Source organism: Rhizomicrobium sp. (genome assembly GCA_037200045.1).
Classification (GTDB): Bacteria; Pseudomonadota; Alphaproteobacteria; order Micropepsales; family Micropepsaceae; genus Rhizomicrobium.
In genome coordinates, this window is the sequence record JBBCHM010000001.1 from 314150 (window position 1) to 338713 (window position 24564).

Annotated in this window: 19 protein-coding genes; 14 read left to right on the forward strand and 5 right to left on the reverse strand. The window is 65.1% G+C overall.

Annotation, left to right across the window (positions count from 1 at the left end; all coding sequences use genetic code 11):
- Positions 1-65 precede the first annotated feature (65 nt).
- The 4 genes from WDM86_01370 (at position 66) to glgP (ending at position 5870) form a co-directional block, all read left to right on the forward strand.
- Positions 66-950: a sulfite exporter TauE/SafE family protein gene (locus WDM86_01370; protein ID MEI9988660.1), complete on the forward strand. Its 885-nt coding sequence runs from the start codon at positions 66-68 to the stop codon at positions 948-950.
- 3 nt (positions 951-953) lie between these two features.
- Entirely contained in the window at positions 954-2705 is a 1752-nt protein-coding gene (locus WDM86_01375; protein ID MEI9988661.1) for a DUF885 family protein, read from the forward strand.
- 271 nt (positions 2706-2976) lie between these two features.
- Positions 2977-3315 (forward strand): hypothetical protein, encoded by a 339-nt coding sequence (locus tag WDM86_01380; protein ID MEI9988662.1) that lies wholly within the window; start codon positions 2977-2979, stop codon positions 3313-3315.
- Between the two features lie 32 nt (positions 3316-3347).
- Positions 3348-5870 carry an alpha-glucan family phosphorylase gene (glgP, locus tag WDM86_01385; GenBank protein MEI9988663.1) on the forward strand — a complete coding sequence of 841 codons (2523 nt, stop codon included), beginning with the start codon at positions 3348-3350 and terminating at the stop codon, positions 5868-5870.
- Here glgP and WDM86_01390 read toward each other — a convergent pair.
- Both WDM86_01390 and glgA read right to left on the reverse strand, forming a co-directional pair.
- Complete coding sequence (locus tag WDM86_01390; GenBank protein ID MEI9988664.1) at positions 5867-6115, reverse strand: DUF2934 domain-containing protein; 249 nt, start codon at positions 6113-6115, stop codon at positions 5867-5869. The two genes, glgP and WDM86_01390, sit on opposite strands and share 4 nt — an antisense overlap.
- A 77-nt stretch (positions 6116-6192) precedes the next feature.
- A complete protein-coding gene (glgA, locus tag WDM86_01395) occupies positions 6193-7692 on the reverse strand; it encodes a glycogen synthase GlgA (protein MEI9988665.1) in 1500 nt (499 codons plus the stop codon).
- A gap of 183 nt (positions 7693-7875) precedes the next feature.
- Here glgA and glgB point away from each other — a divergent pair, with 183 nt between their 5' ends.
- From glgB to malQ, 3 genes are read left to right on the forward strand one after another with little or no spacing between them, the layout of a single operon-like run.
- Positions 7876-10104, forward strand: coding sequence for a 1,4-alpha-glucan branching protein GlgB (gene glgB / locus WDM86_01400; GenBank protein ID MEI9988666.1), 2229 nt, complete (start codon positions 7876-7878; stop codon positions 10102-10104).
- Complete coding sequence (gene glgX, locus WDM86_01405; protein ID MEI9988667.1) at positions 10101-12203, forward strand: glycogen debranching protein GlgX; 2103 nt, start codon at positions 10101-10103, stop codon at positions 12201-12203. Before glgB ends, glgX begins: the two co-directional genes overlap by 4 nt.
- A 6-nt stretch (positions 12204-12209) precedes the next feature.
- Positions 12210-14351 carry a 4-alpha-glucanotransferase gene (gene malQ / locus WDM86_01410; GenBank protein ID MEI9988668.1) on the forward strand — a complete coding sequence of 714 codons (2142 nt, stop codon included), beginning with the start codon at positions 12210-12212 and terminating at the stop codon, positions 14349-14351.
- Positions 14352-14457: 106 nt separating this feature from the next.
- On the opposite strand, the gene lon is transcribed toward malQ, so the two are convergent.
- The 3 genes from lon to WDM86_01425 form a co-directional block, all read right to left on the reverse strand.
- The gene (gene lon / locus WDM86_01415) at positions 14458-16791 is read right to left on the reverse strand and encodes an endopeptidase La (protein MEI9988669.1); all 2334 of its coding nucleotides are present in this window, start codon (positions 16789-16791) and stop codon (positions 14458-14460) included.
- 25 nt (positions 16792-16816) lie between these two features.
- Positions 16817-17224, reverse strand: coding sequence for an Hsp20 family protein (locus tag WDM86_01420; protein MEI9988670.1), 408 nt, complete (start codon positions 17222-17224; stop codon positions 16817-16819).
- A 116-nt stretch (positions 17225-17340) separates the two neighbouring features.
- A complete protein-coding gene (locus tag WDM86_01425) occupies positions 17341-17970 on the reverse strand; it encodes a nitroreductase family protein (protein ID MEI9988671.1) in 630 nt (209 codons plus the stop codon).
- A 155-nt stretch (positions 17971-18125) separates the two neighbouring features.
- Here WDM86_01425 and WDM86_01430 point away from each other — a divergent pair, with 155 nt between their 5' ends.
- The 7 genes from WDM86_01430 (at position 18126) to WDM86_01460 (ending at position 24561) form a co-directional block, all read left to right on the forward strand.
- Positions 18126-18593 (forward strand): NUDIX domain-containing protein, encoded by a 468-nt coding sequence (locus WDM86_01430; GenBank protein ID MEI9988672.1) that lies wholly within the window; start codon positions 18126-18128, stop codon positions 18591-18593.
- Positions 18594-18597: 4 nt separating this feature from the next.
- Positions 18598-19539, forward strand: coding sequence for a metallophosphoesterase (locus tag WDM86_01435; GenBank protein MEI9988673.1), 942 nt, complete (start codon positions 18598-18600; stop codon positions 19537-19539).
- A gap of 151 nt (positions 19540-19690) precedes the next feature.
- Positions 19691-20278 (forward strand): WHG domain-containing protein, encoded by a 588-nt coding sequence (locus tag WDM86_01440; protein MEI9988674.1) that lies wholly within the window; start codon positions 19691-19693, stop codon positions 20276-20278.
- Complete coding sequence (locus WDM86_01445; protein MEI9988675.1) at positions 20275-21138, forward strand: isocitrate lyase/PEP mutase family protein; 864 nt, start codon at positions 20275-20277, stop codon at positions 21136-21138. The genes WDM86_01440 and WDM86_01445 overlap by 4 nt, the downstream gene beginning before the upstream one ends.
- A complete protein-coding gene (gene leuC / locus WDM86_01450) occupies positions 21099-22538 on the forward strand; it encodes a 3-isopropylmalate dehydratase large subunit (GenBank protein ID MEI9988676.1) in 1440 nt (479 codons plus the stop codon). The genes WDM86_01445 and leuC overlap by 40 nt, the downstream gene beginning before the upstream one ends.
- Positions 22538-23152, forward strand: coding sequence for a 3-isopropylmalate dehydratase small subunit (gene leuD, locus WDM86_01455; protein ID MEI9988677.1), 615 nt, complete (start codon positions 22538-22540; stop codon positions 23150-23152). Before leuC ends, leuD begins: the two co-directional genes overlap by 1 nt.
- Positions 23152-24561 carry an MmgE/PrpD family protein gene (locus WDM86_01460; GenBank protein ID MEI9988678.1) on the forward strand — a complete coding sequence of 470 codons (1410 nt, stop codon included), beginning with the start codon at positions 23152-23154 and terminating at the stop codon, positions 24559-24561. Before leuD ends, WDM86_01460 begins: the two co-directional genes overlap by 1 nt.
- Positions 24562-24564 lie beyond the last annotated feature (3 nt).

Here is a 24564-nt window from a genome sequence, read left to right on the forward strand (position 1 = left end):
CATTGTCACCACTATAGGATCATGCTCAACTTCCAGGCGATACGTTTTCGCAGCCGAGGGGCCGCTTGATCGTCGATATTCTTCTGGCCGCGCTGGCGCTGATCGGCATCGGCTACAGCGCGACTCTCTTGCGTCTTGCCGCGGCGCGGGGCCAGCTTCGGATCAGCCTCGAGGCCACCGCTCTGGGGGCCGTCACCAATTTCTTCGACACGCTGGGCATCGGCTCCTTCGCGCCGACGACGGCCTGGCTCAAGCTGCGTTCGCTGGTTCCCGACCGCTTCATTCCAGCGACGCTCAATGCCGGTCATTGCATTCCCACCATCGTCGAGGCGTTGGTGTTCATCCGCCTGGTGCAGGTCGACCCCTGGCTGATGATCGCCTGCATCCTGTCCGCGATCGCCGGCTCCTTCGTCGGCGCGGCCGCGGTGCAGCGCGTATCGGTGCAGGTGGTGCAGGCGACCGTCGGCGCCGCGCTGGTCATCGCCGCCGCGCTCTATGCCATGCAGAACCTGAACCTCATGCCGGTCACCGGCAATGCGCTGACATTGGCGCCGCTGTTCTTCGTCATCGCCGTCGCGGCGCATTTCATCCTGGGCTCCCTGATGGCGTTCGGCATCGGGCTGTACGCGCCGTCGTTGGTCACGCTCAGCCTGATGGGATTGGACCCGAAAGCCGCCTTCCCGATCATGATGGGCGCCTGCGCCTTCCTGATGCCGGTGACGGGATTGCGGTTCGTCGCCGACAAGCGTGTCGATCTGCGCATCGTGCTGGGATTGGCGTTGGGCGGCGCGCCGGCTGTGCTGCTCGCTGCCTATGCCGTGACCAACCTGCCGCTGGTTGCGCTTCGCTGGGGCGTGGTGGTCGTGGTCCTCTACACGGCCGCCGTCCTGCTGCGCGCCGCGGCAAGGCGGGTGCCGGAAGATCGCCAAGAGGCGCCGATCGTGGTGTGATGGATGGGCAAGCATATTCTCCGGCCGCTGCTGGCGGCGATCCTTCTGGTCGCCGTGCCGCACGCTGACGCCAAGCCGCCGAGCGCCGATGCGCGGCTCAAGGCGCTCTACACCGCCGAATGGATTTGGCGCGAGGCGCAATTCGCCGACGACGAGGACGGCCAAAAACCCGTCAGCGATCGCCTGCCGAAGGTCGACCCCGCGACGCAGGCCATGCGGCTCGCCTATTGGGAGAACACGATGGCGACGCTGAACGCCATTCCGCGCGACAAGCTTTCGCCCGCCGAGCGGGAGAACTACGACATCTACAAGCCACAGATCGCGGTGCTCATCGGCGGCCAGAAATTCCGCGACTATGAGATGCCGGCCAATTCCGACACGACATTCTGGACCGACATCGGCTACACGGCGCGCAAGCCGTTCCGCACCTTGACCGATTATCGCAACTGGATCGCGCAGATGCGCGATATTCCGCGCTATTTCCATGAACAGATCGGCGAGATGCGCGCCGGGCTGAAGCGCGGCTTCACGCCGCCCGGCGTGACGCTCCAGGGCCGCGACGCCTCGATCACCGCGGTGATCGATGCCGCGCCGGACAAGAGCCTGTTCTACACGCCGTTCGCCCAGATGCCGGGCATCGCCGACGCCGACAAGGCGGTGCTCCGCGCCCAGGCCGTCGCCGCGATCCGCGACATCGTCCAGCCGGCCTATCGCGAGCTTCTCGCGTTCTTCCGTGACGAATATCTTCCCGGGACGCGGACGACGCTGGCGGCGCAAGACATGCCGGACGGCAAGGCATGGTATCGCGAGCAGATCCGCGAATACACCACGCTCGACATGGATCCGGCGGCGATCCATGCGCTCGGCCTGCGCGAAGTCGCCGGCCTGCATCAGCAGATGATCGACGTGATGAAACAGACGGGCTGGACGGGCGACTTCCCGGGCTTCCTGCACTATCTGCGCACCGATCCGCAGTTCTACGCGAAGACGCCTCGGGAATTGTTGATGCGGACGGCGTGGATCGCGAAGACGTTCGACGGCAAGGCTTCCACCTGGTTCGGCTATTTGCCGCGCATGCGCTTCGCCATCGTGCCGGTGCCGGACGATCTCGCGCCGTTCTACACCTCCGGCCGCGGCGGCCCGGGACAATACCTCGTCAACACCTACAAGCTCGAGACTAGGCCGCTCTACAATCTGACCGCGATGACGCTGCATGAATCGGCGCCGGGGCATGCGGTTCAAATTCCCATCGCCCTCGAACAAACGGGCCTGCCGGAATTTCGCCGCCACACCTATATTTCCGCCTTTGGCGAGGGCTGGGCGCTCTATTGCGAGAAGCTCGGCGACGAGATGGGGATGTACGAAACGCCCTATGACCGCTTCGGCATGCTCGGATGGCAGATCTGGCGCGCCGCGCGCCTGGTCGTGGACACCGGGATTCATTCGCAAGGCTGGACGCGCGAGCAGGCGATCCAATATCTCCTTGCATACACGGCGCTGCCCGAGCACGAGGTTGAGACCGAGGTCGACCGCTACATCGCCTGGCCCGGGCAGGCGCTCTCCTACTATCTGGGCGAAATGGCGATCTGGGATGCGCGGCACAAGGCGGAAGCCGCGTTGGGTTCACGCTTCAACATTCGCGCGTTTCACGACACCGTCCTGCAGTTGGGATCGGTGCCGTTGCCGGTCCTGACCGCGCGCATCGATCGCTTCATCGCCGAGGGCGGCAAAGGCCCTTATCCCGATCTGGAGTGACGATACCGTTCGGCGCGTGCTCTTGGCGCAAAGCGGCCGTGGAGAGCGGTATCCGTTCGACATTCGGGGGACATCCAAGCTCAGACCAGTTTGACCGTAACTTCGATGTTGCCGCGCGTGGCGACATAGCTCGCGAGGCCGCTGTTGCAGCTTCGTCGCGCCGGTTTCACGGGGTCCGGCGAGGATATACGCCTATCATCGCCGCCAGCTTTTCGCACGCCAATCTTCCGGGCCACCTGAGCCGGCGGCATGGCGCGTCGAATCCTATGAATTGCGGCAGACCGCCGCGCTTCTCGATCAGCGCCTGACGCTCCTGTGGCGCGGGTCGCGAACCGCGCCGCCGCGCCAGAAGACGCTGCAAGTGATGCTAGATCGGAGCTTCGGGCTTCTCACGGGACTGGAGCGGGTGATCCTACGCAAGCTCGTCATCTTCGTCGATGCAGTGCCGACGATCCATGGTACCATCGGAAAAAAGGGTTGGCTGACGCCTGCTGACCCGGAATGGTGCGACAGAGAAACAATGGAAGCGCGTGATGCGGGAATACAGTCCGCGGGCGATCGCCGCGTGCCCATTCCCGAAAGAAAGTCGCTTCGATATCATCTGTGCTAGGTACGTTGGAGAGAAGGACTGGTTTGCCAATCATGGTCGCGCTTCCCCTGCCTGAATTGCCCGACGAGATGAACGAGCTTTCCGAACTCGCGCTCGATCTGCGCTGGACATGGAGTCACAGCGGTGACGCGCTGTGGTCGTACATCGACGCCGCTTTATGGGAACGCACCCACAATCCCTGGGTGGTCTTGCAGAGCGCGCCATCGGAACGTCTCAAGGAACTCGCGTCCGATCAGGTCTTTCTCAAGAGGCTCTCCGATTTCGCCGCCGACCGGGCGCATTACCTGAAGACGCCGGGATGGTTTCGCGGCAGCGAGGAGAGGGCGGCGCTCGGCGGCGTGGCCTATTTCAGCATGGAGTTCGGCCTGGGCGCGGCCCTGCCGCTCTACGCTGGCGGGCTGGGCGTGCTTGCCGGCGATTTCTTGAAAGTCGCAAGCGATCTCGATGTTCCGATCGTCGGCATAGGCTTGCTCTATCAGGAAGGCTATTTCCGCCAGATTTTGGACAACGCCGGCGCGCAGCAGGAATTCTACCCCTACAACGAGCCGGCCGCGATGCCGATCGAGAAAGTCCTGTTGCCCGATGGCGGCTGGCTGCGCATCGGGCTCGAACTGCCGGGGCGCATTGTTCAGCTTCGCGTCTGGCAGGCCTCGGTCGGCCGCATAAAGCTCTATCTGCTCGACAGCAACGATGTCCTCAACAGCCCGTCGGATCGCGGTATCACCGCGAAGCTATATGGCGGCGGCTCGGAAATCCGCCTGATGCAGGAAATCGTCCTCGGCGTCGGGGGGTGGCGCGTCGTGGAGAAGCTGCATCCGGAAATCGAGATCTGCCATGTCAACGAAGGCCACGCCGCGTTCGCCTTCATCGAGCGGGCCCGTCACTTGGCGGTGAAGGAAGGAATCGATTTCTGGGACGCGCTGTGGGCGACGCGCGCCGGCAACGTGTTTACCACCCATACGCCCGTCGCGGCGGGGTTCGACCAGTTTTCCGCCGATCTGCTGCGCAAATATCTGCCCTATGTCGAAGGCACGTTGGCGGGGCAGGGCGTGGAATTGAACGATGTGCTCGCGCTCGGCAGGGCCCCCGGCCATGATCGCGACGAGCCGTTCAACATGGCGTTTCTCGCATTGCGCAGCGCCGCGATGTGCATGGGCGTCAGTCGCCTGCACGGCGAATTCAGTCGGCGCATCTTCCAGCCTCTGTTTCCGCGTTGGCCGACAGGCGAGGTGCCGGTGTCCCACGTCACCAACGGCGTGCACGTGCCGACATGGGATTCGGCCGAGGCCGACCGCATTTGGACGGAGGCTTGCGGCAGGGACCGCTGGCGCACGATCGATGAGGGCGCGGGGAAAAGCATCGCCGATGTCCCGGATGAGGTGATCTGGGCGATGCGCGGCAAGGGCCGCGAACGCGTCGTGCGGATCGCGCGAAGGCGCCTGGGCGCACAATTGCGCGAACGCGGATTTGACCGGGACGCCGTCGGTGCAGCCGAGATGGTGCTGGACGCCAACATACTGACCCTCGGCTTCGCGCGTCGCTTCACCGAGTATAAGCGGCCAAACCTTTTGCTGCGGGATTCCGAGCGCTTCGGCCGGCTGTTGCTCGACGAAAGGCGGCCGGTGCAGATCGTCGTCGCCGGCAAGGCCCATCCGGCGGACATTGGCGGCAAGCAGATGATCCGCGATTGGATCGATTTCGCCAGCCAGTCGCGCTACCGCCGCCACGTTGTCTTCATCGAGGATTACGACATCGACATCGCGCAGGAGCTTGTGCAGGGCGTCGACGTCTGGATCAACACGCCACGGCGCCCCTGGGAAGCGTGCGGGACGAGCGGCATGAAGGTCCTGGTCAATGGCGGGCTCAACTGCTCGATCCTCGACGGCTGGTGGGACGAAGCTTACAATGCCGATGTCGGCTGGGCGGTCGGCGACGGCAGCGGCGGCGAAGTCGGTTTTGTCGATGCGCGCGATGGCCAGAGCCTATACGAGATCCTCGAGACCAAGGTGGTTCCCTTGTTCTACAATCGGGACGCGGGCGGCTTGCCGCGGGCCTGGCTTCAGCGGATCCGCAAGAGCATGTCGACGCTGACCCCGTCCTTCAGCAGCACGCGCATGATGCAGGACTATGTCGAGGGCGCTTATCTGCCGCTGTCCAAGGCCGTGCGCCAGCGGACCACCGACAAGAACACCAAGGGACGGGAGCTGAACGCATGGTCCCGCATGCTCTATCGCGGCTGGCCGACATTGCATATCGGAAACCCGACGATACAGCGCGAAGACGGCTCGTTGCTCGTCTATGTGCCGGTCTACATGGGCGAGGTCGACCCATCGTCGGTGCATGTCGAGCTGTACGCCGATGCCGTCGGTGAGCAGCCGCCCGAAGTGATCCTGCTGCATCGCGAGCAGGCGATACCGGGTTCGAGCAACGGTTATGTCTTCGCGGGCACGGTCCGGACGGCGCGCGCGTCACAGGACTACACCGTGCGCGCGGTACCCTATCACCCGGACGCCATCTTGCCGACCGAGCTTCCGCTCGTGACGTGGCAGCGTTAGGCCGCCGGCCGGCCAATCTTTTCGGAAACGCGCTTGTTCGGCGGCCGGGAGATCGGCGCGCTCGGTATCACGAAAGCGGCCGGATAGCGCGGCGGCTGGTCGGCGCGGCATTCCGCTTCGAGCTCCGCCTTTGCCTGGAGCCAGTGCGCCACGGCCTGGCCATACGGGCAACCTTCATGCTGCCAGATCTGATAGCTGCGCAACCGGATGGCGTCCTCGATGAGCGGAACATTTGAATGGGCCATGGCGATCTCCTACCGATATCCAACGCCCCCAGTGCTTCACCCCGATTTAGGCTCGCATTTTTGCCGATTTTAAAGTGTTAGACGGCGACTTGTCTTGCACATTCCACCGCGCCATCCGGGGCGGGAACCCGCCCGGCGATGTCGCGATAGAGCGCGATATAGTTGCTGGCGCTCGCATCCCAGCTGAAATCCTGCGCCATACCCTGCAGTTGCAGCCGGCGCCAAGTCAGCGGCTCGCGATAATATGCCAAGGCCCTTCCCACGGCTTCTCTCAATCCGTCACTGTCGGCGTTGTCGAAAACAAATCCGGTCGCGGTTCGATCCATGATCGTGGCTCCGGTCGCGTCCACGACGGTGTCCGCCAAGCCGCCGGTCCGCCGCACGACCGGCAATGTTCCATAGCGGAGGGCGTAAAGTTGCGTGAGCCCGCAGGGCTCGAACCGGGCCGGCGCCAGTAAGATGTCGCATCCCGCCTGGAGGCGGTGGGCAAGCGATTCGCTGTAGCCGATGTGGATCGACACCGATTGCGGATACGCCGCCTGAATACGCCGGAAGTTCTCCTCGATATCCGGCTCGCCTTCGCCAACCAGGACGAACTGCGCGCCTTGCTCGACAACCCAGGGAAGAACGTTTGCGATGACGTCGGCCATCTTCTGATGCGTCAGACGACTGACGAATCCGACGAGCGGGACGTCGGGATCGACAGGCAGGCCGAAGGCCTCCTGCAGCGCGGCCTTGCAGACCCGCTTCCCGGCGATATTGCCGGCCCGGTATGTCTGCGGCAAATGCCGATCCGTACAGGGGTCCCAGCCCACATTGTCGATGCCGTTGAGAATGCCGGTGAAATCGCCGGCCCGGGCGCGCAGCACGCCATCCAGGCCGCAGCCTCCCTCGGCGGTGAGGACCTCCCGCGCATAGGTCGGGCTGACGGTGGTCACGCGATCGGCAAAGCGCAGGCCGGCCTTCAGGAGCGAGATCTGACCGTAGAATTCGATGTCGTCAGCCGCCGCGCCGCGTTCCGAGATGCCGATCAAGGGCAGCGCGCCGGCCGGAAAATTCCCCTGGAACGCCATATTATGCGTCGTGAACACCGTGCCCGGCCGCGCGGCCCCTTCCTGGGCCAGCAGGAGCGGCACGAGCCCGGTATGCCAATCGTTCGAATGGACGATGTCCGGGGTCCAGGCCAAGCCTACCGTTCCCATCGCGACCTTCGCCGCGATATGCGAAAGGAAGGCAAAACGCCGTGCGTTGTCGGGCCATTCGTGCCCGGCGCGGTCGCAATACGGCCCGCCGTCGCGCGCGAAAAGCGAAGGCGCGTGGACGAGCAGGACGGGAATGCTGGTATCCGGAAGTGTTCCGCCAATCAGCATGGCGTCATCAATTCCGAGAATGGGGTCCAATTTCGCGACTATGCGCGGGTTTTCGATCCCCGCCACCGCGGAAGGATACGCCGGAAGCAGAAGACGCACGTCCAACCCGCATCGCGCGAGTGCGAGCGGCAAGGCGTAAGATACGTCAGCAAGACCGCCCGTTTTGGCCAACGGGTAGGCCTCCGACGTCACAAATAAAACCTTCATCCCAACGGCCTCCGCCACTACTAAGAGCTACGATAGGCGTTGTCCTTCCCTGAAACTTGACTTCGATCAGACTCACATCGTCGGGTAGGATTGAATTATTTGCAACAGGGGGTGATGTCGCGCAACGCCATGCCTATAAACCCGTATCTCTCTACGGACGGATTGCGCTTTCGAGGCTCTTTCATGACAAATCAAAATGCGCAGTCGAGGGCCGGCCGCGCGCCGCCCATGCCGGACGCCGATTTTGAGCGGATTGCCGGGTTCCTGCAGGGCGAGGAGCAGGATCCGTTTTCCTATCTCGGCATGCATGTCGACCAATCCGGCCAGTTGGTCGTGCGGGCGCTCATCCCCGGCGCCCTGTCGGTCGGCGTCGTCGAGCGCGAGGGTGGCGATGTGGTTGGTGGTCTCATGCCGGTCGGCGCGACGGACTTCTTCATCGGCACCATCGGCTCGGCGCGCGACGTGTTCTCCTATCGCCTGACCGTCACGGATCAAAGCGGGACAAACCTGGTCGACGATCCCTATTCCTTCCCGTCCTGGATCGGCGATCTGGACCTGTATCTGCACGCCGAAGGGAACCTTCTTCGCGCCTATGAAAAATTGGGCGCGCATCCGCTTGTTCTTTGCGGCGTGGCGGGGACGAGCTTCGCGGTCTGGGCCCCCGATGCGCGCCGCGTCAGCGTCGTTGGCGACTTCAACGGCTGGGATGGAAGGCGCCACCCCATGCGGTTGCATCCCGGCAGCGGCATCTGGGAGATATTCCTGCCCGGCGTGGCGGCGGGCGCGCTCTACAAATACGAGATCAAGACGCGCGATGGCGCGATCAACCTCAAGGCCGACCCCTTCGCGTTCGAAGCGGAGCGGTCGCCTCGTACCGCGTCCGTCGTCTGCGCGCTTCCGCCGCCGGTGCCGCAATCGATGCTGCCCGCCGATCGCTCCAGCCCGGTGTCGATCTATGAGGTGCATTTGGGCTCGTGGCGACGCGTGCCGGGCGAAGCCAACCGCTCTCTCAGCTATCGCGAGCTCGCCGATACGCTTGTCCCCTATGTCAAGGACATGGGGTTCACGCATGTTGAATTGATGCCCATCGCTGAACATCCCTTCGACGGATCCTGGGGCTATCAGCCGACCGGGCTTTTTGCCCCGACCAGCCGCTACGGTAAGCCCGCGGAATTTGCCGCGCTGGTCGCGCGCTTCCACCAAGAGGGAATCGGCGTGATCCTCGACTGGGTCCCCGGACACTTTCCGAACGATGCCCATGGCCTCGCGCATTTCGACGGCTCGTATCTCTACGAACATCGCGATCCGAGGGAGGGTTTCCATCCCGACTGGAACACGCACATCTACAATTTCGGCCGCAACGAAGTTCGTGGCTTCCTGACATCCAATGCCCTGTTCTGGCTGTCGCAGTATGGAATAGACGGGCTGCGCGTCGATGCCGTCGCCTCGATGCTGTATCGCAATTACAGCCGCAAGGCGGGCGAGTGGATTCCCAACGTCCATGGCGGCGTCGAGAACCTGGAAGCGATCTCCTTCCTGCGCCGCCTGAACGAATGCGTCTATGAAAACCATCCCTGCGCGGTGACGGTGGCGGAGGAATCGACGGCCTGGCCGATGGTCTCGCGGCCCACCTATCTCGGCGGCCTCGGCTTCGGCTACAAATGGAACCTCGGATGGATGCACGACACGCTGGACTACCTAGCGAAGGATCCGGTGCACCGCAAATTCCACCACGACCGCCTGACGTTCGGCCTGCTATATGCCTTCAGCGAGAATTTCATCCTGCCGCTCTCGCATGACGAAGTCGTGCACGGCAAGGGTTCGCTGCTCGGCAAAATGCCCGGAGACCGCTGGCAGAAGTTCGCGAATCTGAGGGCTTGTTACGCTTACATGTTCACTCAGCCGGGCAAGAAGCTTCTGTTCATGGGCGCCGAACTCGCGCAGGAGCGCGAGTGGAACCATGACGAGAGTCTCGATTGGCATCTGCTGTCCGATGGCATGCACGGCGGCGTGCAAAGCCTCGTGCGCGACCTCAACCGCCTCTATCGCGCAGTCGGGGCGCTGCACGAGCGCGATTGCGAGCCGGACGGATTTTCCTGGATCGACTGCAGCGATTCCGAGGCGAGCGTGATCTCGTATATCCGTCGTGGCGTCAATCCGTCGGACTTCGTCGTGGTGGTGTGCAACTTCACGCCCGTCATTCGCAGCGGCTATGGCATCGGCGTGCCGCAAGCCGGCGCCTATCGGGAAATCCTGAACACCGACTCCCGCTTCTACGGCGGTAGCGATGCGGGTAATGGCGGCGTGATCGAAAGCATTGCGGTCGGCGCCCATGGCATGGCGCAGACGCTATCGCTGACCTTGCCGCCGCTCGGCGTGCTGATCCTCCGGCCGGCGCGAGAGGCCGCGTGACAGCCGCGCTGTATCTCAAGGAAGGCAGCCCGCAGCCGCTCGGCGCGACCTTCGATGGTAAGGGCGTGAACTTCGCCCTGTTCTCGGCGCATGCGGAAAAGGTCGAACTCTGCCTGTTCGATTCCGACGGCGCGGTCGATAGCGCCCGGCTGATGCTTCCCGAGCACACCGACGAAGTGTGGCACGGCTATCTCCCCGATGCGCGCCCGGGTCAGCTCTATGGCTACCGCGTGCATGGGCCTTACGATCCCCTGAACGGTCATCGCTTCAATCCCAACAAGCTTCTGATCGACCCCTATGCACGGGCGCTCAGCCATGCCTTCGAGTGGGACGAGCTTCATTGCGGCTATGATCCGGCCGATCCGCGCGGCGATCTTTCCTTCGACACGCGCGACAACGCGGCCGCGATGCCGAAATGCATCGTCGTCGACTGGGCAAAATCGTCCGCGGGTCCGGCGCGCCCGGGGACGGATCGTGCGCGGTCCGTCGTCTACGAGATGCATGTGCGCGGCTATACGATGCGTCATCCTTCCGTCGACAAGGCGGTTCGCGGGACCATGGCGGGTCTTCGCCACCCCGACATCATCGCGCATCTGCGTGCTCTGGGCGTCACCGCCGTGGAGCTTCTGCCGGTCCATCCGATCGCGACCACGCGCGAGCTCGCGGGGCGGGGCCTGCGGGACTATTGGGGCTACAATTCGATCTGCTTCTTCGCACCGGAGCCGCGCTATCTCTCCGGCGGAGACATCGCCGAGTTTCGCGACACGGTGCGCGCGCTGCATGCGGCCGGCATCGAAGTCATCCTGGACGTCGTGTTCAACCATTCGGGCGAGGGCGACGAGACCGGCCCCACGCTGTCGTTCCGCGGCATCGACAACGCGTCCTACTACTGCCTTGCCGAAGACCGGCGGCGCTATCTCGATGTCACCGGAGTCCGCAACACCCTCAATCTCGAGCATCCGCGTGTCCTGCAGATGGTGATGGATTCGCTGCGCTATTGGGTGGAGGTGATGGAGGTCGACGGCTTCCGCTTCGATCTGGCGGTTGCGTTGGCGCGCCAGGGCCGTCACTTCGCGCCGCAAGGCAAGTTCCTGGCGGCCGTGATGCAGGACCCACTGCTTGCCGCGACGAAGCTGATCGCCGAGCCCTGGGACCTCGGTCCCGACGGCTACCAGCTCGGTGCGTTCCCGCCGGGATGGAGCGAATGGAACGACAAATATCGCGATACGGTGCGCCGGTTCTGGCGCGGCGACGACGGCATCGTCGGCGATCTCGCGTTCCGCCTGTCCGGATCGAGCGACGTGTTCGCGGGCCGGGGCCGGCGGCCGACCGCCGGCCTCAATTTCGTCACCGCCCATGACGGCTTCACCCTGGCCGATCTCGTCAGCTACGAAACCAAGCGCAACCTGGAAAACGGCGAAGACAACCGGGACGGTTCCGATGCCAACTATGCCTGGAACTGCGGCGCCGAAGGCGAGACGTCCGATCCGGCGATCATGGCGTTGCGCGCGCGGCAGAGGCGCAACCTGATGGCGACGCTTCTGCTGTCGCAAGGCGTGCCCATGCTCCTCGCGGGCGACGAGTTCGGCCGCACGCAGCGCGGCAACAACAACGCATATTGCCAGGACAACGAAATCGACTGGATCGACTGGAGCGCTCCGGAGTCCGACAGGTCCTTTTTCGAATTCGTCCGCCATCTGACGCAACTGAGGGCCGCGTACCCCGTCTTTCATCGATTGCGCTTCTTCCGTGGCGATCACATCGATGGCGACGGAGTCAAGGACATCGCCTGGCTGCGGCCGGATGGGCGCGAAATGGTCGACGAGGACTGGCATGCCCGCGATCTGCGTTGCCTTGGCGTTCGCTATGCCGCCGTCGAAAACGCCACGGCCGCAACGGAGGGCTTTGCCTTTATGCTGCTACTGAACGGCGGCGGAGAGCCGGCCGTCTTCACGCTTCCCGATCCGCGCCCGCAGTCGCGGTGGAAATGCCTCGTGGACACGACGTCGGCCGTCCAGCCTCCTGACTGTATTCGCGAACCCGGTTCGGAATTCACCCTGGCGGCGCACGCCTTGGCGCTGTTCGTCGGCGAAAGCTGACCGGACATGATCGAAAACGAAAACCTCAGGCTGCTGGCCGACGAAGCGGGGATCGAACCGCGCTATTGGGATATCCTCGGCAATCTGCACGAAATGACCGCCGACGCGGCGCGTTCGGTTCTCGCTGCGCTTGGCCTGCCGGCGAACAGCGAGGCCGATGTCGCGGCCAGCCTCGCCGCGCTGCGGGCCGAGACATGGTGCGATCCGCTCCCGCCCGTGCTGGTCGCGCGCGAGTCCGAGCCGATCGCCGTGCCGCTTCGGTTTCCCTCCCTCGGCGGGCCGAAGACGATCCGGTGGTCGGTGCGGTTGGAGAACGGCGAAGTCCGAACCGGCGAATGCGATGCCTTTTCGCTCGCGGTCGCGGCGACTGGAGAATGCCGCGGCACTACGATGGAGCTTCGCAATCTCGCGCTCGCGCCGATGCCGCTCGGCTATCACGAGTTTGTCCTCGACGGCGTCGGCGACATGCTCCTCATCGTCGCGCCATCGCGCTGTCATGACCTGCCGGAGGGGCGCCATTGGGGTCTTGCCGCCCAGCTTTATGCGCTCAACACACAGTCGAATTGGGGGATCGGCGATTTCAGCGATCTCAAGACGCTCGTCGAGTTTGCGTCGGACCGCGGTGCCGCGACGATCGGACTCAATCCTCTCCATGCCCTGTTTCTCGACACGCCGGAGCAGGCGAGCCCCTATTCGCCGAGCAGCCGGTTGTTCCACAATCCGCTTTATCTCGATGTCACCGCCATCCCCGATTTCGCCGAATGCGGCGAGGCCCGTTCGCTGGTCGTGGCACCCCAGACGGTGCATGCCCTGGCGGCGTTGCGCGCCGGGCGAGACGTACAATACAAGCCGGTCGCCGATCTCAAGATGGCGATGCTGGAGCGGCTTCACCGCGGCTTCGCGGTGGAACACGTCGCGCGGAACACGCCGCGCGGGCGCGCCTATGTCGACTATGTTGAACGCTCGGGGACCGGGCTTCAGAACCTCGCGATGCATCAGGTTTTGACCGAACGATACGGCACGCATGACTGGACACGGTGGCCGACAGCCTTGCGCGACTGTGACGCGACGGCGCTCGCGGGCCTGCGCACCGATCATTCCCAGAGGATCGATTTCTTCTGCTACCTGCAATGGCTCTGCGAGGAGCAACTCGCCGGCGCCGCGCGGAACGCGCAAGCGCGAGGGATGGCTGTCGGCCTCTACACCGATCTCGCCGTCAGCGTCGATGCTGCGAGCGCGGATCACTGGATGAATCAGGGTCTGTTCGCGGCCGGCCTGCGCATCGGCGCGCCGCCCGATCCCTTCAACGCGCGGGGCCAGGAATGGGGCGTGGTGCCGCTCAACCCGCGCAAACTCCGGGCCACACGCTACGGCCATTTCATCGCGCTGCTGCGTGCCAATATGCGTCATGCCGGCGCGTTGCGCATCGATCACGTCATGGGGTGGCAGCGCCTGTTCCTTATCCCGTCCGGCGCGCCCGCCGCGAGCGGCGCTTATCTGCGCTATCCGCTCGACGATCTGCTGGGGATCGCGGCGCTGGAGAGCCGGCGCAATCGCTGCGTGATCATCGGCGAAGACCTGGGAACCGTGCCGGAGGGATTCCGCGAGCGGATGGCGGCTGCCAATGTGTTCTCGACGCGGGTCTTCTATTTCGAGCGCGAGAATGGCCGCTATCGCGCGCCCAGGGATTATCCGCCGTCGGCGGCGGTCACCGCCGCGACCCACGACCTGCCGACCCTGCGCGGTTTCTGGAGCGGCGACGATATCGCGGCGAAGGAGGCGATCAGGGCTGTGACTTCGCAGGAGGCCGCGCAGGCGCGACAGACGCGGTCCGAAGAAAAGGCGTCTCTCCTGCATGCCCTGGCGGAGGAGGGGCTTCTTCCGAACGGTTCGGATCGCGCCGACGCGGATTGGACGGCGGATCTGGGATGCGCTGTCCAGGTCTATCTCGCACGAACCCCCAGCAGGCTGTTGCTGATCCAGCTAGACGATCTCGCCGATGAACTGCATCAGGCGAACTTGCCCGGCAGCACGACCGAATATCCGAACTGGCGCCGGCGCCTGTCGCGCACGCTCGCCGAATTGCAGCTCGATTCCGGGACAAAGGAAGGATTGGCTGCCGTGTCGTTCGCGCGCGGGAACGGATAGCGCCGTTCGATCTCCTAGCTTGCCGCGCAGGATGCGCTGACCCTCGCGCGTCTTGCCGCGCTCGAATCCTCGATCGACCTTTACCGCGCGCTGGGCGGCGCGTGACTCATTCGGCTGGGTTGAGGCCCGCCGCCACCGCGTCGTTCACGTTTTCGAGCCAGACGAATTCCAGCTGGTCGCGCGCCTCCTTCGGAATCTCGTCATAGTCGCGCCGGTTGCGGGCGGGCAGCATGACGCGCTTGATGCCGGCGCGCGCCGCGGCGGTCACCTTCTCCTTGATGCCGCCGACGGGAAGCACCAGGCCGCGCAGGCTGATCTCGCCCGTCATCGCGGTATCGGCGCGCACCGTCCGCCCGGTCATCAGCGAGGTCAGCGCCATGAACATCGCCACGCCGGCGCTCGGCCCGTCCTTGGGCGTGGCGCCGGCCGGGACATGGACGTGGATATCACTTTTCTCGAATAGCGCTGGATCGATGCCGAGCGCCTTGGTTGAACCCTTCACCACGCTGAGCGCGGCCTGCGCGCTCTCGCGCATCACCTCGCCGAGCTGTCCGGTGAGGATGAGCTTGCCCGCGCCTGGAATCCGCGTCGCCTCGATGAACAGGATGTCGCCGCCGACCGGCGTCCAGGCAAGGCCGGTCGCCACGCCCGCAACGGCCGTGCGCAGCGCGACTTCATCCTCGAACACCGGCGGCCCGAGGATTTCGGCAAGATCGCCGGCGTCGATCCGGATCGGGCCGTCCGCTCCTTCCGCCACGCGCACGGCGGCATGGCGCAGCGCCTTGCCGATCTGCCGTTCCAAGCTGCGCACGCCGGCCTCGCGGGTGTAGCGGTCGATGATGGCGCGGATCGCCGCATCGGTGATCGCGGCCTGGCCGTCTTTCAGACCGTTCGCCTCCATCTGGCGCCGCACGAGATAGCGCTTGGCGATCTCGAACTTCTCGGTCGCGGTGTAGCCGGCCAGGCTGATGATCTCCATCCGGTCGCGCAACGGCCCCGGCACGGTATCGAGCACATTGGCCGTGGTGATGAACACCACGCGGCTCAGGTCGAACGGCACTGCCAGATAGTTGTCGCGGAACGTGCCGTTCTGCTCGGGATCGAGCACTTCCAGAAGCGCCGCCGACGGGTCGCCCTGAATGCCCGCGCCCAGCTTGTCGATCTCGTCCAGCATCATCACGCAGTCACGGGTGCCGGCCTTGCGGATCGCCTGAATGATATTGCCCGGCAGCGCGCCGATATAGGTGCGGCGATGGCCCCGGATCTCGGCCTCGTCATGCACGCCGCCCAGGCTGACGCGCACGAATTTCCGCTTCATCGCGCGCGCGATGGACTGGCCGAGCGAGGTCTTACCCACGCCCGGCGGCCCCACGAAACACAGGATCGGCGCCTTGCCCTCCGGGGCGAGCTTGCGCACGGCGAGATATTCGACGATCCGCTGCTTGATCTTGTCGAGACCGTAATGGTCCGCGTCCAGCACCCGCCGCGCCTCGGCGATATCGATCGGCGCCTCTTGCGGCAGCGTCCAGGGCAGCGCGATCAGCCAATCGAGATAGGCACGGATCATGCCGTATTCGCCGGCGGCCTCCGGCATCCGCTCGAGCCGCCGCAGTTCCTTGCGCGCCTGCTCGTCCACGTCCTTCGGCATCCCGGCCTTGGTGATGGCTTCGCTCAGTTCCGCGATCTCGGCCGTCTTGCCCTGGTCGCCGCCTTCGCCGAGCTGGCGCTGGATCGCCGCCATCTGTTCGCGCAGCAGCACCTCGCGCTGCCGCTCGTCGAGCGCCGCCTTGGTCTGCCGGCCGATCTCCTGCGACAGGCGAAGGACTTCGATCCGATGCGCCAGAAGGCGCGAGACCTTGTCCATCCGCACGCTGACATCGACGGTCTCGAGGATTTCCTGCCGTTCTTCCGGCTTGAGGTCCATATAGGCGGCGGTGAGGTCCGTGAGCGCGCCGGGCGCGTCGGTGGACCGGATGGCGCCGACCAGTTCGGCGGGTGCCTGCGGCAGAAGCTCCAGCGCCTCGATCGCCTGCTGCTTGAGCAGGACGAAGCGCGCCTCGATGTCCGACGATGTCGCCTGCGGCTCGGGAAGGCGCAGGACCCGCGCCGCCATGAACGGCCACCCGTCCAGGAACTCGGTCACCTGGAAACGCTGGTCGCCCTGGCAGACGAGATGCGTCGTTCCGTCCGGTCCGGTGACGTAGCGGATGATATTGGCGACCGTGCCGAAGCGATGCATGTCGATGGCCGATGGTTCGGCGACCTGCGTGTCGCGCTGCATCAGGACGCCCACCTGGCGCTGTTCGCGCACCGCCTGCTGCGCGGCGGCGACCGACTGCGTCCGCCCGATCGTGACCGGCATCACCACGCCCGGAAACAGGACGAAGTTCCGGACCGGCAGGATGATCAGCGCGTCGGAGGGTAACGGCTTCGTTGTCATGGCACCGCCGGCCGCGTCGCGCACATCAGCCACGGCCAGCCTCCGCCTTTTCGAGGACAACGACGAGGCAGCCATCCGCCGCGGTTCGCCGCACGTCGAGGTAGCGCCCGGCCGGAATCGGCACGCGCCGGAAGAAGCGGCCCTGGGGCAGTTCCAGCCGGTGGATGGCGGCCGTGCGCAACTCGGGCGGCACCTGGCGGACGCCGGACAGCACCAGCGCCGCGCCTTCGATCGTCGTCTCGACCCGGTCGATGTTCACGCCGGGCAGCGCCACGAAAATCAGGACCTCGCGCGCCGTTTCGAGCACGTCCACCGGCGGCTGCCATTGCGGCGACCGCGCGCCGGGCTCGAAAAGCTGCTGCTGCAGGCGTTCGGCCCGGGCCAGCATCTCGCAGGCTTCGGACCACATCCAGTTGCGGGATTCATTGTCCATGACGGCTCACCGAGTCGGGGTCGGGCAAGAACGCCCGCCGGATAGGAGGATTCCACATTTCGCGGCCCGGTTCACGCCGCCATCGACCGCGCCGGAGTTCCCGGAGGTCTGAAGGCCTATTTCGGGAAACCAACACTTTGCGCGAAGGCGACGAATTGCGTCGATGGCAGGTTCATTCGCCGCGCGAGCTTCGCATAATCGATGGCACCGCGGAACACCGATCCGAGTCCTTCCGCGGCGCAATACAGATAGACGTTTTGGCCGATGAAACCGGCATCGACCGAGGCGTAAAGCCGGCGATCCTCGGGCGGCACCTCGGTCATGCGCTCGCCATGCGCGACATAGATAAGATTGAGCGGCGCCGTCGCTACGTAATCCTGCGTTCCCGTGTCGCCACGGATGTCGTCCTTAAGGTAAGGCACGAGCGCGTGCGCCACCGGATCGTAAAGCCACACGCCGTCGGCCATCGCGGCATAGACGTCGATCACCATCGCATGCCGCCAACAGGGGACGGTACGCTCGCCACTGGACCGGTTTATACCGAAAGCCGCCCATAGAAGATTCGACAGCGTTTGCATGGGCAGGGGTTTACTTGCATATTCACGCGTCGAACGCCGCGCCTTCAGCGCCGTCAACAGCGGCATCCCGCCGCTTTCCAGCGGTGCCGGCAGCATCCGGATGTTCTGCGCAAGAGCCGTTGTAGCCGTCGCGCCCACCACTGTCGCGGCCGCGAGGCCCACCTGCATGTCACGCCTCGTCATCACGATCGCTCTCTTGCTTATCACCGACTGCGCTTTACCCTATTCTTCCGACTAGGACCGATGTTGAGGCGGATCAATCGGATGGCTTCCGGCCTTGATCGGCGTCACTGTCCTGTCGACTTTGGATCGCAAATCAAACGATGCTAAGCGCTGGAATTCTCCTCTTTCGCCGCCGCGAAGGCGTGTTGGAAGTGTTCCTCGTCCATCCGGGCGGTCCTTTTTGGGTAAGAAAGGATCTGGGCGCCTGGTCGCTGCCTAAGGGGCTGGTTGAGGCGGGCGAGGACCTGCTCGTCGCGGCCAGGCGAGAAGTGAAGGAGGAAACCGGACTCGATGTGGCCGGCCGGTTCCACGATCTGGGCGAGTTCCGGCTGCCCGGCGGGAAGCGGCTGCACGTCTGGACCATCGAAAAGGACTACGATCCGGCGAATCTGAAGAGCAATCTGTTCGAAATGGTCTGGCCGCCAAAATCCGGACAAGCCCGCCGTTTTCCGGAAGTCGATCGCGGCGCGTGGTTTGACAGGGCGGAGGCATTGAAGAAGGTCCATAAAGGCCAGCGCACGATCCTGGAAAGCTTCTTTGCCGGGTTCGCCGTGCAAGAGAAGGCCTAGCGGATTGACCGACGACGAATTGCTCCAGACATTGTCGGACCGTCTTGGACGGACGCTTGCCAGGCAGCGCCTCGGAATCGAGCGCGACCGTGGGGCGCAAATCTTCGGGCAGGGTCTGAATTTCTTCCATCCCGAAAACCTTCCCTCGGCCCGCAACCTCATTGCCGCGGTCCTGATGGCGAGCGGGCTCTATCGGCGTGGTTTGCGCAACGCGCGAAACGTGGCGGTCCGGCACAACGAAATTCGATCGCCCCGGCTTCCGAGGGCGTTCGACGGCTATAGGCTGCTCCATCTCAGCGATCTGCACGTCGACCTGTCGGACGAGATCACGGAATGTGTTGCGCGGCTCGTCGCCAGCTGCGACTACGACGTCTGCGTCATGACCGGCGATTATCGCGCCGCGACATCGGGACCGCACGACGCGGCCGTGGCCGGCATGCGCCGAATTCGGGATGCGCTGAGAGGGCCGGTCTATGGCGTGCTCGGAAATCACGACGGCGCCGCGATGGTGCCGGAACTGGAAGCATTCGGCATACGCCTGCTCATGAACGAAAGCGTCGACCTGGAATGCGGCGACGCGCGCATCCGCCTAGCCGGCGTGGACGATGCGCACTACTTCCGAACGGACAACCTCGAAAAGGTCGCGGCCGAGACGCCGGAATCGATGTTTTCAATTCTGCTGTCGCATACGCCTGAAATTTATCGCCAGGCGGCCCATGCCGGCTTCGATGTTATGCTCAGCGGCCACACGCATGGCGGCCAGATTTGCCTGCCGGGCGGATTTCCCGTCACGCTGGATTCCGTGCTGCCGCGTCGACTGGGTTCGGGGGCGTGGCGGCACGCCGATATGGCGGGCTATACCTCCCGGGGCGCCGGCTGCTCAATCATTCCTGTGCGGTTCAACTGTCCGCCGGAAATCACCCTGCACCATCTCCGATCGGCTTAGCGGCCACTATCTATCCGATCGCCTTCAATGGATGCTTTCGAGCGGAAACGCCCGAATGCTTAAGGAGCATGCGGCCCGGGACGGAAAACCGTCCGTCTTGACGATCCTAATATGATTAGGCAAAATACTAACGTATTTTTACGGTAATGGCATGGCGACCGCACAGGCGCGTTTGGTGAAGGAAGCAACCGCGCTGGTAAACCGGCACGGGCTCGATGGCCTGTCCATGAGCGACCTGGCGCAGGCGATGAACGTGCGGACGCCGTCGCTCTATTCCCATGTCGCCGGGCTGGACGAGGTCAAGCGATTGCTCGCGCTGCACGGCCTGGCCGAGCTGAACGCCGCCGCGATGCGCGTGACGATCGGAAAATCCGGTCCGGACGCGGTCCGTGCGCTGCTCAATGGCTATCGCGATTTTGCCGAGAGGAATCCCGGCCTTTACGCCGCGACAGTGCCGACGCCGCCGCGCGCGGACCGCGAATGGAGCGGCGCGGTGGATCTTCTGATGTCCACGTTTCTGGCCGCGCTTCAGCAATACGGTCTGCGCGGCGCCGATGCGGTGCATGCGCTGCGCGGCCTGCGCAGCCTCGTGCACGGCTTCGTTTCGCTCGAAGCCGCCGGCGCGCTGAAGCATCCGGTGGATCGCGACGAAAGCTTCGCGTGGCTGGTCGAGTCCTTCCTCGCCGCGCTCGACAAGATGGCCGCGTCCCCGCGCGGCGGACAGGCAGGGCGCAAATGAAACCGACCGCAAGACTGCGCGAGTTGCTGCGCCAGCCGGACATGATCGTGGCGCCCGGCGCGTGGGACGGCATCACCGCGCGGCTCACCGAACAGGCCGGATACGACGCGGTTTACATGACCGGCGCCGGTACCTCGATGGCGCGGGGCTTTCCCGATTTCGGCCTTCTGACCATGGACGAGATGGCGGACAACGCCGCCGTGATGGCGCGCACCGTCACGATCCCGCTGATCGCCGATGCCGACACCGGCTATGGCAACGAACTCAACGTCACGCGCACCGTGCGCGAGTTCGAAGGGCGCGGCGTGGCCGGCCTCCATATCGAGGACCAGGTCTCGCCCAAGCGCTGCGGTCATCTCGACGGCAAGGAGATCATCCCGGCGCCGCAATTTCTCTCCAAAATACGTGCGGCCGTCGCGGCGCGGCGCGATCCGGATTTCCTCATCATCGCGCGCACCGATTCCCGTGCGGTCGCCGGATTCGAGGAAGCGATCGCGCGCGCCAATGCGGCGCTGGAGGCGGGTGCCGACATGGCGTTCGTCGAGGCGGTCCAGACACCGGAAGAACTCGCCGCAGTGCCGCTGCGCGTGAAAGGGCCGTGCCTGCTCAATGTCGTGCCGGGCGGAAAGACGCCGCGCATTCCGCTCGCCGAGGCGCAGACGCTGGGCTACCGCCTCGCGATCCTGCCGGGGCTTCTGCTGGGGGCGGTGATGATCGCCGCCGATCAGGCCCTGCGCGCCGTGAAGGAAAACGGGATCACGCCGGAGACGCCGCGCAACGCCGGCGTCGCCGATACGTTTCGGCGTTTCGGCGCGGATGAATGGAACGCGCTGCGCCAGCGTTTCGCGGCGGACGGCTGACCATGCCGCGCACGCTGTTCGAGAAGATCTGGGACGCGCATGTCGTGCGCGATCTCGGCGACGGCTGGTCGCTGCTGCATATCGACCGGCATCTTCTCCACGACCTCTCAGGGCCGCCGGCGTTGGCGGAGATCGACCGTCGCGGCCTCAAGGTCCGCGATCCGGAACTGACCTTTGCCGTCGCCGACCACGCCGTCTCCAGCGCGCCGGACCGCGTGGCGGAGACCTTTCCGCTCGGCGGCCGGCTCTACGGCATGTTGAAGCATCTCGCGCAGAAGGACGGTATTCGGTTCTTCGATCTTGGCCATAAAGGTCAGGGCATCGTGCATGTCATGGGGCCGGAGCTGGGACTGGTTCTGCCCGGTGTGACGCTGATCTGCGGCGACAGCCACACCTGCACCAACGGCGCGCTCGGCGCGCTTGCCTTCGGCGTCGGCAATTCGGAGAGCGCGCACGCACTCGCGACCCAGACCCTGCGCCAGCGTCGGCCGAAACAGATGCGTGTCCGTTTCGAGGGCACGCTCGGGCAGGGCGTTGCACCGAAGGACATGATCCTGCATCTGATCGGAAAGATCGGCGCCGCGGCCGGCGCGGGCCATGCCGTCGAATATGCCGGCGCCGCCGTTCGCGCCATGTCCATCGAAGGCCGCCTGACGGTCTGCAACCTGACCGTCGAGCTCGGCGCCAAATACGGGCTGATCGCTCCGGACGAGAAGACCTTCGCATGGTTGCGTGGCCGTCCCTTTGCGCCGCAAGGCGCCGCCTTCGACCGCGCCGTCGAACGCTGGGGCATGCTCCGCACGGACGATGACGCACGGTTCGACCGCGAAGAGATCGTGGACGCGTCCGCCATCGTCCCGACCGTGACCTGGGGTACCAGCCCCGAGCATGTGATGCCGATCGACGGCACGATCCCGTCGCCGTCTTCGCAGTCCGATCCCGAAACGCGCAAGGCCTATGCGGCGGCGCTTGACTATATGGGCCTCGAAGGCGGAAAGCCCATCGCAGGCACGAAGATCGATTGGGTGTTCATCGGCTCCTGCGCCAATTCGCGGCTGCCCGATCTGCGCGAGGCGGCGGCGCTCGCGCGGGGCCGCCATGTCGCGTCCGGCGTGACCGCCTGGGTCGTGCCCGGCTCGGAACAGGTCAAGCGCGATGCGCAAGCTGAGGGCCTGGACAAGGTGTTTCGCGATGCCGGATTCGAATGGCGCGAACCGGGTTGCAGCCTGTGCGTCGCCGCCAATGGCGAGCGCGTGCCGCCGGGTGCGCGCGTGGTTTCAACCTCGAACCGCAATTTCGTCGGCCGGCAAGGTCCGGACGCGCGCACGCATCTGGCGAGCCCGGCGATGGCGGTTGCAGCGGCCGTCACGGGCCAGCTCACCGATGTGAGGCGGCTGTGATGCAACCTTTCACGACCGTCACCGGCGCCGCGATTCCCCTGCCGCGATCCAACATCGATACGGACGTCATCATTCGCATCGAAAGGCTGACGCAGGGCGGCGATCTCGGGCTCTATGCGTTCGAGGTGCTGCGCTATCGGCCCGACGGCTCGCCCGATCCCGCCAGCGTATTCAATGAACCGCGTTTCGCGGGCGCGTCGATCCTGCTGGCCGGCCGTAATTTCGGCTGCGGTTCCTCGCGCGAGGGCGCGGTGACGGCGTTGATGGCGATGGGCCTGCGCTGCGTGATCGCGCCCAGCTTCGGTGACATCTTCTTCGCCAACTGCTTCCGCAATGGGATGCTGCCCGTCGTGCTGCCGGAAGAGACCGTCGGGTTGCTGGCGGCGCAGGCGCGCGACGGCGATTTTACCGTCGATCTGAAGGCGCGGACGATCCATGCGCCGTCCGGCGAAAGCCTCGCATTCCAGGTCGATCCGTTGCAGCGCGAAGGGCTGCTGGAGGGGCTCGACGAGATCGGCCTCACGCTAAAATGGGCCGATGACATTGCCGCCTGGCAGAAGACGGACCGCGCGGCGCACCCATGGGTCTGGCAGATCGAAGGGATAAGTGTGTGATGGCGGACGCGACGGATCCGAACGGCGTGACCGGAACGCTGGCGACCTGGCTCGCGAAGCTGTCGCTCGCCGATGTGCCGCAAGTGGTACGCGAGCGGGCGAAATATCTTCTGCTCGACGGCGTCGGCTGCGCCCTCGTCGGCGCGAAGTTGCCCTGGTCCATCCTTGCCGCCGAAACCGTGATGCGTTTCGAGGGTGCCGGCGACAAGACGATCATCGGGTGGGGCCGCACGGCCGCGGGACCGGCGGCGGCCTTGCTCAACAGCAGCTTCATCCAGGGCTTCGAGCTGGACGACTTCCATCCCACCGCGCCGCTGCACAGCGCTTCGCTGCTCCTGCCGGCGCTGCTCGCCTGCGCGGAAGACGACACGAACGGTAGCGCCTTGCTGCTGGGCGCGATCAAGGGCTTCGAGACCGGCCCGCGCGTCGGCCTCGCGCTGCATGGCGCACAGATGCTGTCGCGCGGCTGGCACTCGGGGCCGGTGTTCGGCACCCATGCCGCCGCCGTTGCCGCCGGCTCGCTGCTCGGCCTCGATGCCGCCGGCTACGAAGACGCGCTCGGTCTCGCCGCGACGCAATCGGGCGGGCTGATGGCGGCGCAGTTCGAATCCATGGGCAAGCGCATGCAGCACGGCTTTGCGACGCGCAACGGCCTTTATGCCGCGCATCTCGCGGCCGCTGGCTATACGGGAATCAAGCGCGTGTTCGAGCGCGAATATGGCGGCTTCCTCACCGTGTTCGGCGAGGGTCATGCGCCGGATGCCAGACGCATCGCGAAGGGCCTGGGCGAATCCTGGGAGACGCCGCGCATCGTCGTGAAACCCTATGCGGCGATGGGCGCGCTGCATGCGCCGCTCGATGCGCTGTTCGAGATCGCCAAACGCCGGCCTTTGCGCGGCGACGAGATCGCGCATATCGACGTGGATATGTCCCATGCGGGCTATCACCACGGATGGTGGAAGCTGGAGCGCCCGCTCGAGCCGATCGGTGCCCAGATGAACGTTGCCTATGCGCTGGCGGCCGCGATCCTCGATCATGCCGCGCTGGTCGAGCAGTTCACGCCGCAGCGGATCGCTTCGGACGATGTGTGGACGCTCATCCCGAAAATCGAGGCACATCACGATCCTGAGTTCGACAAAGCCGGCCCCAACGGCCGCGGCGCGGCGCGGGTTACGATCCGCTTCACCGACGGCACATCCGAGCAATGTCTGGTTGCCGTCGCGCACGGCATTCTCTCGCCGCTGCCCGCGGGCGAAGTGGTGGTCAAGTTCCGCGCTCTCACGCATGGCATCGTCGCGCCGGAGCGGGCCGCCCGCATCGAGAGCATGGTTCTCGACCTCGAAAATTTGCGCGATGTTCGAGATTTGCTTGCTCTTCTCGCTCCGCCGGTCGAGCCGGCGTTCCATTGATGG

What these genes read in the sequence shown, in the direction of transcription:
- glgB (MEI9988666.1), top strand. Translation starts at nt 7,876, where the DNA reads ATGACAAATCAAAATGCGCAGTCGAGGGCCGGCCGCGCGCCGCCCATG.
- leuD (MEI9988677.1), top strand. Translation starts at nt 22,538, where the DNA reads ATGCAACCTTTCACGACCGTCACCGGCGCCGCGATTCCCCTGCCGCGA.
- WDM86_01425 (MEI9988671.1), bottom strand. Translation starts at nt 17,970, where the DNA reads ATGCAGGTGGGCCTCGCGGCCGCGACAGTGGTGGGCGCGACGGCTACA.
- WDM86_01390 (MEI9988664.1), bottom strand. Translation starts at nt 6,115, where the DNA reads ATGGCCCATTCAAATGTTCCGCTCATCGAGGACGCCATCCGGTTGCGC.
- WDM86_01460 (MEI9988678.1), top strand. Translation starts at nt 23,152, where the DNA reads ATGGCGGACGCGACGGATCCGAACGGCGTGACCGGAACGCTGGCGACC.
- leuC (MEI9988676.1), top strand. Translation starts at nt 21,099, where the DNA reads ATGGAACGCGCTGCGCCAGCGTTTCGCGGCGGACGGCTGACCATGCCG.
- WDM86_01375 (MEI9988661.1), top strand. Translation starts at nt 954, where the DNA reads ATGGGCAAGCATATTCTCCGGCCGCTGCTGGCGGCGATCCTTCTGGTC.
- malQ (MEI9988668.1), top strand. Translation starts at nt 12,210, where the DNA reads ATGATCGAAAACGAAAACCTCAGGCTGCTGGCCGACGAAGCGGGGATC.
- WDM86_01430 (MEI9988672.1), top strand. Translation starts at nt 18,126, where the DNA reads ATGCTAAGCGCTGGAATTCTCCTCTTTCGCCGCCGCGAAGGCGTGTTG.
- glgP (MEI9988663.1), top strand. Translation starts at nt 3,348, where the DNA reads ATGGTCGCGCTTCCCCTGCCTGAATTGCCCGACGAGATGAACGAGCTT.
- WDM86_01440 (MEI9988674.1), top strand. Translation starts at nt 19,691, where the DNA reads ATGGCGACCGCACAGGCGCGTTTGGTGAAGGAAGCAACCGCGCTGGTA.
- glgA (MEI9988665.1), bottom strand. Translation starts at nt 7,692, where the DNA reads ATGAAGGTTTTATTTGTGACGTCGGAGGCCTACCCGTTGGCCAAAACG.
- lon (MEI9988669.1), bottom strand. Translation starts at nt 16,791, where the DNA reads ATGACAACGAAGCCGTTACCCTCCGACGCGCTGATCATCCTGCCGGTC.
- WDM86_01445 (MEI9988675.1), top strand. Translation starts at nt 20,275, where the DNA reads ATGAAACCGACCGCAAGACTGCGCGAGTTGCTGCGCCAGCCGGACATG.
- WDM86_01420 (MEI9988670.1), bottom strand. Translation starts at nt 17,224, where the DNA reads ATGGACAATGAATCCCGCAACTGGATGTGGTCCGAAGCCTGCGAGATG.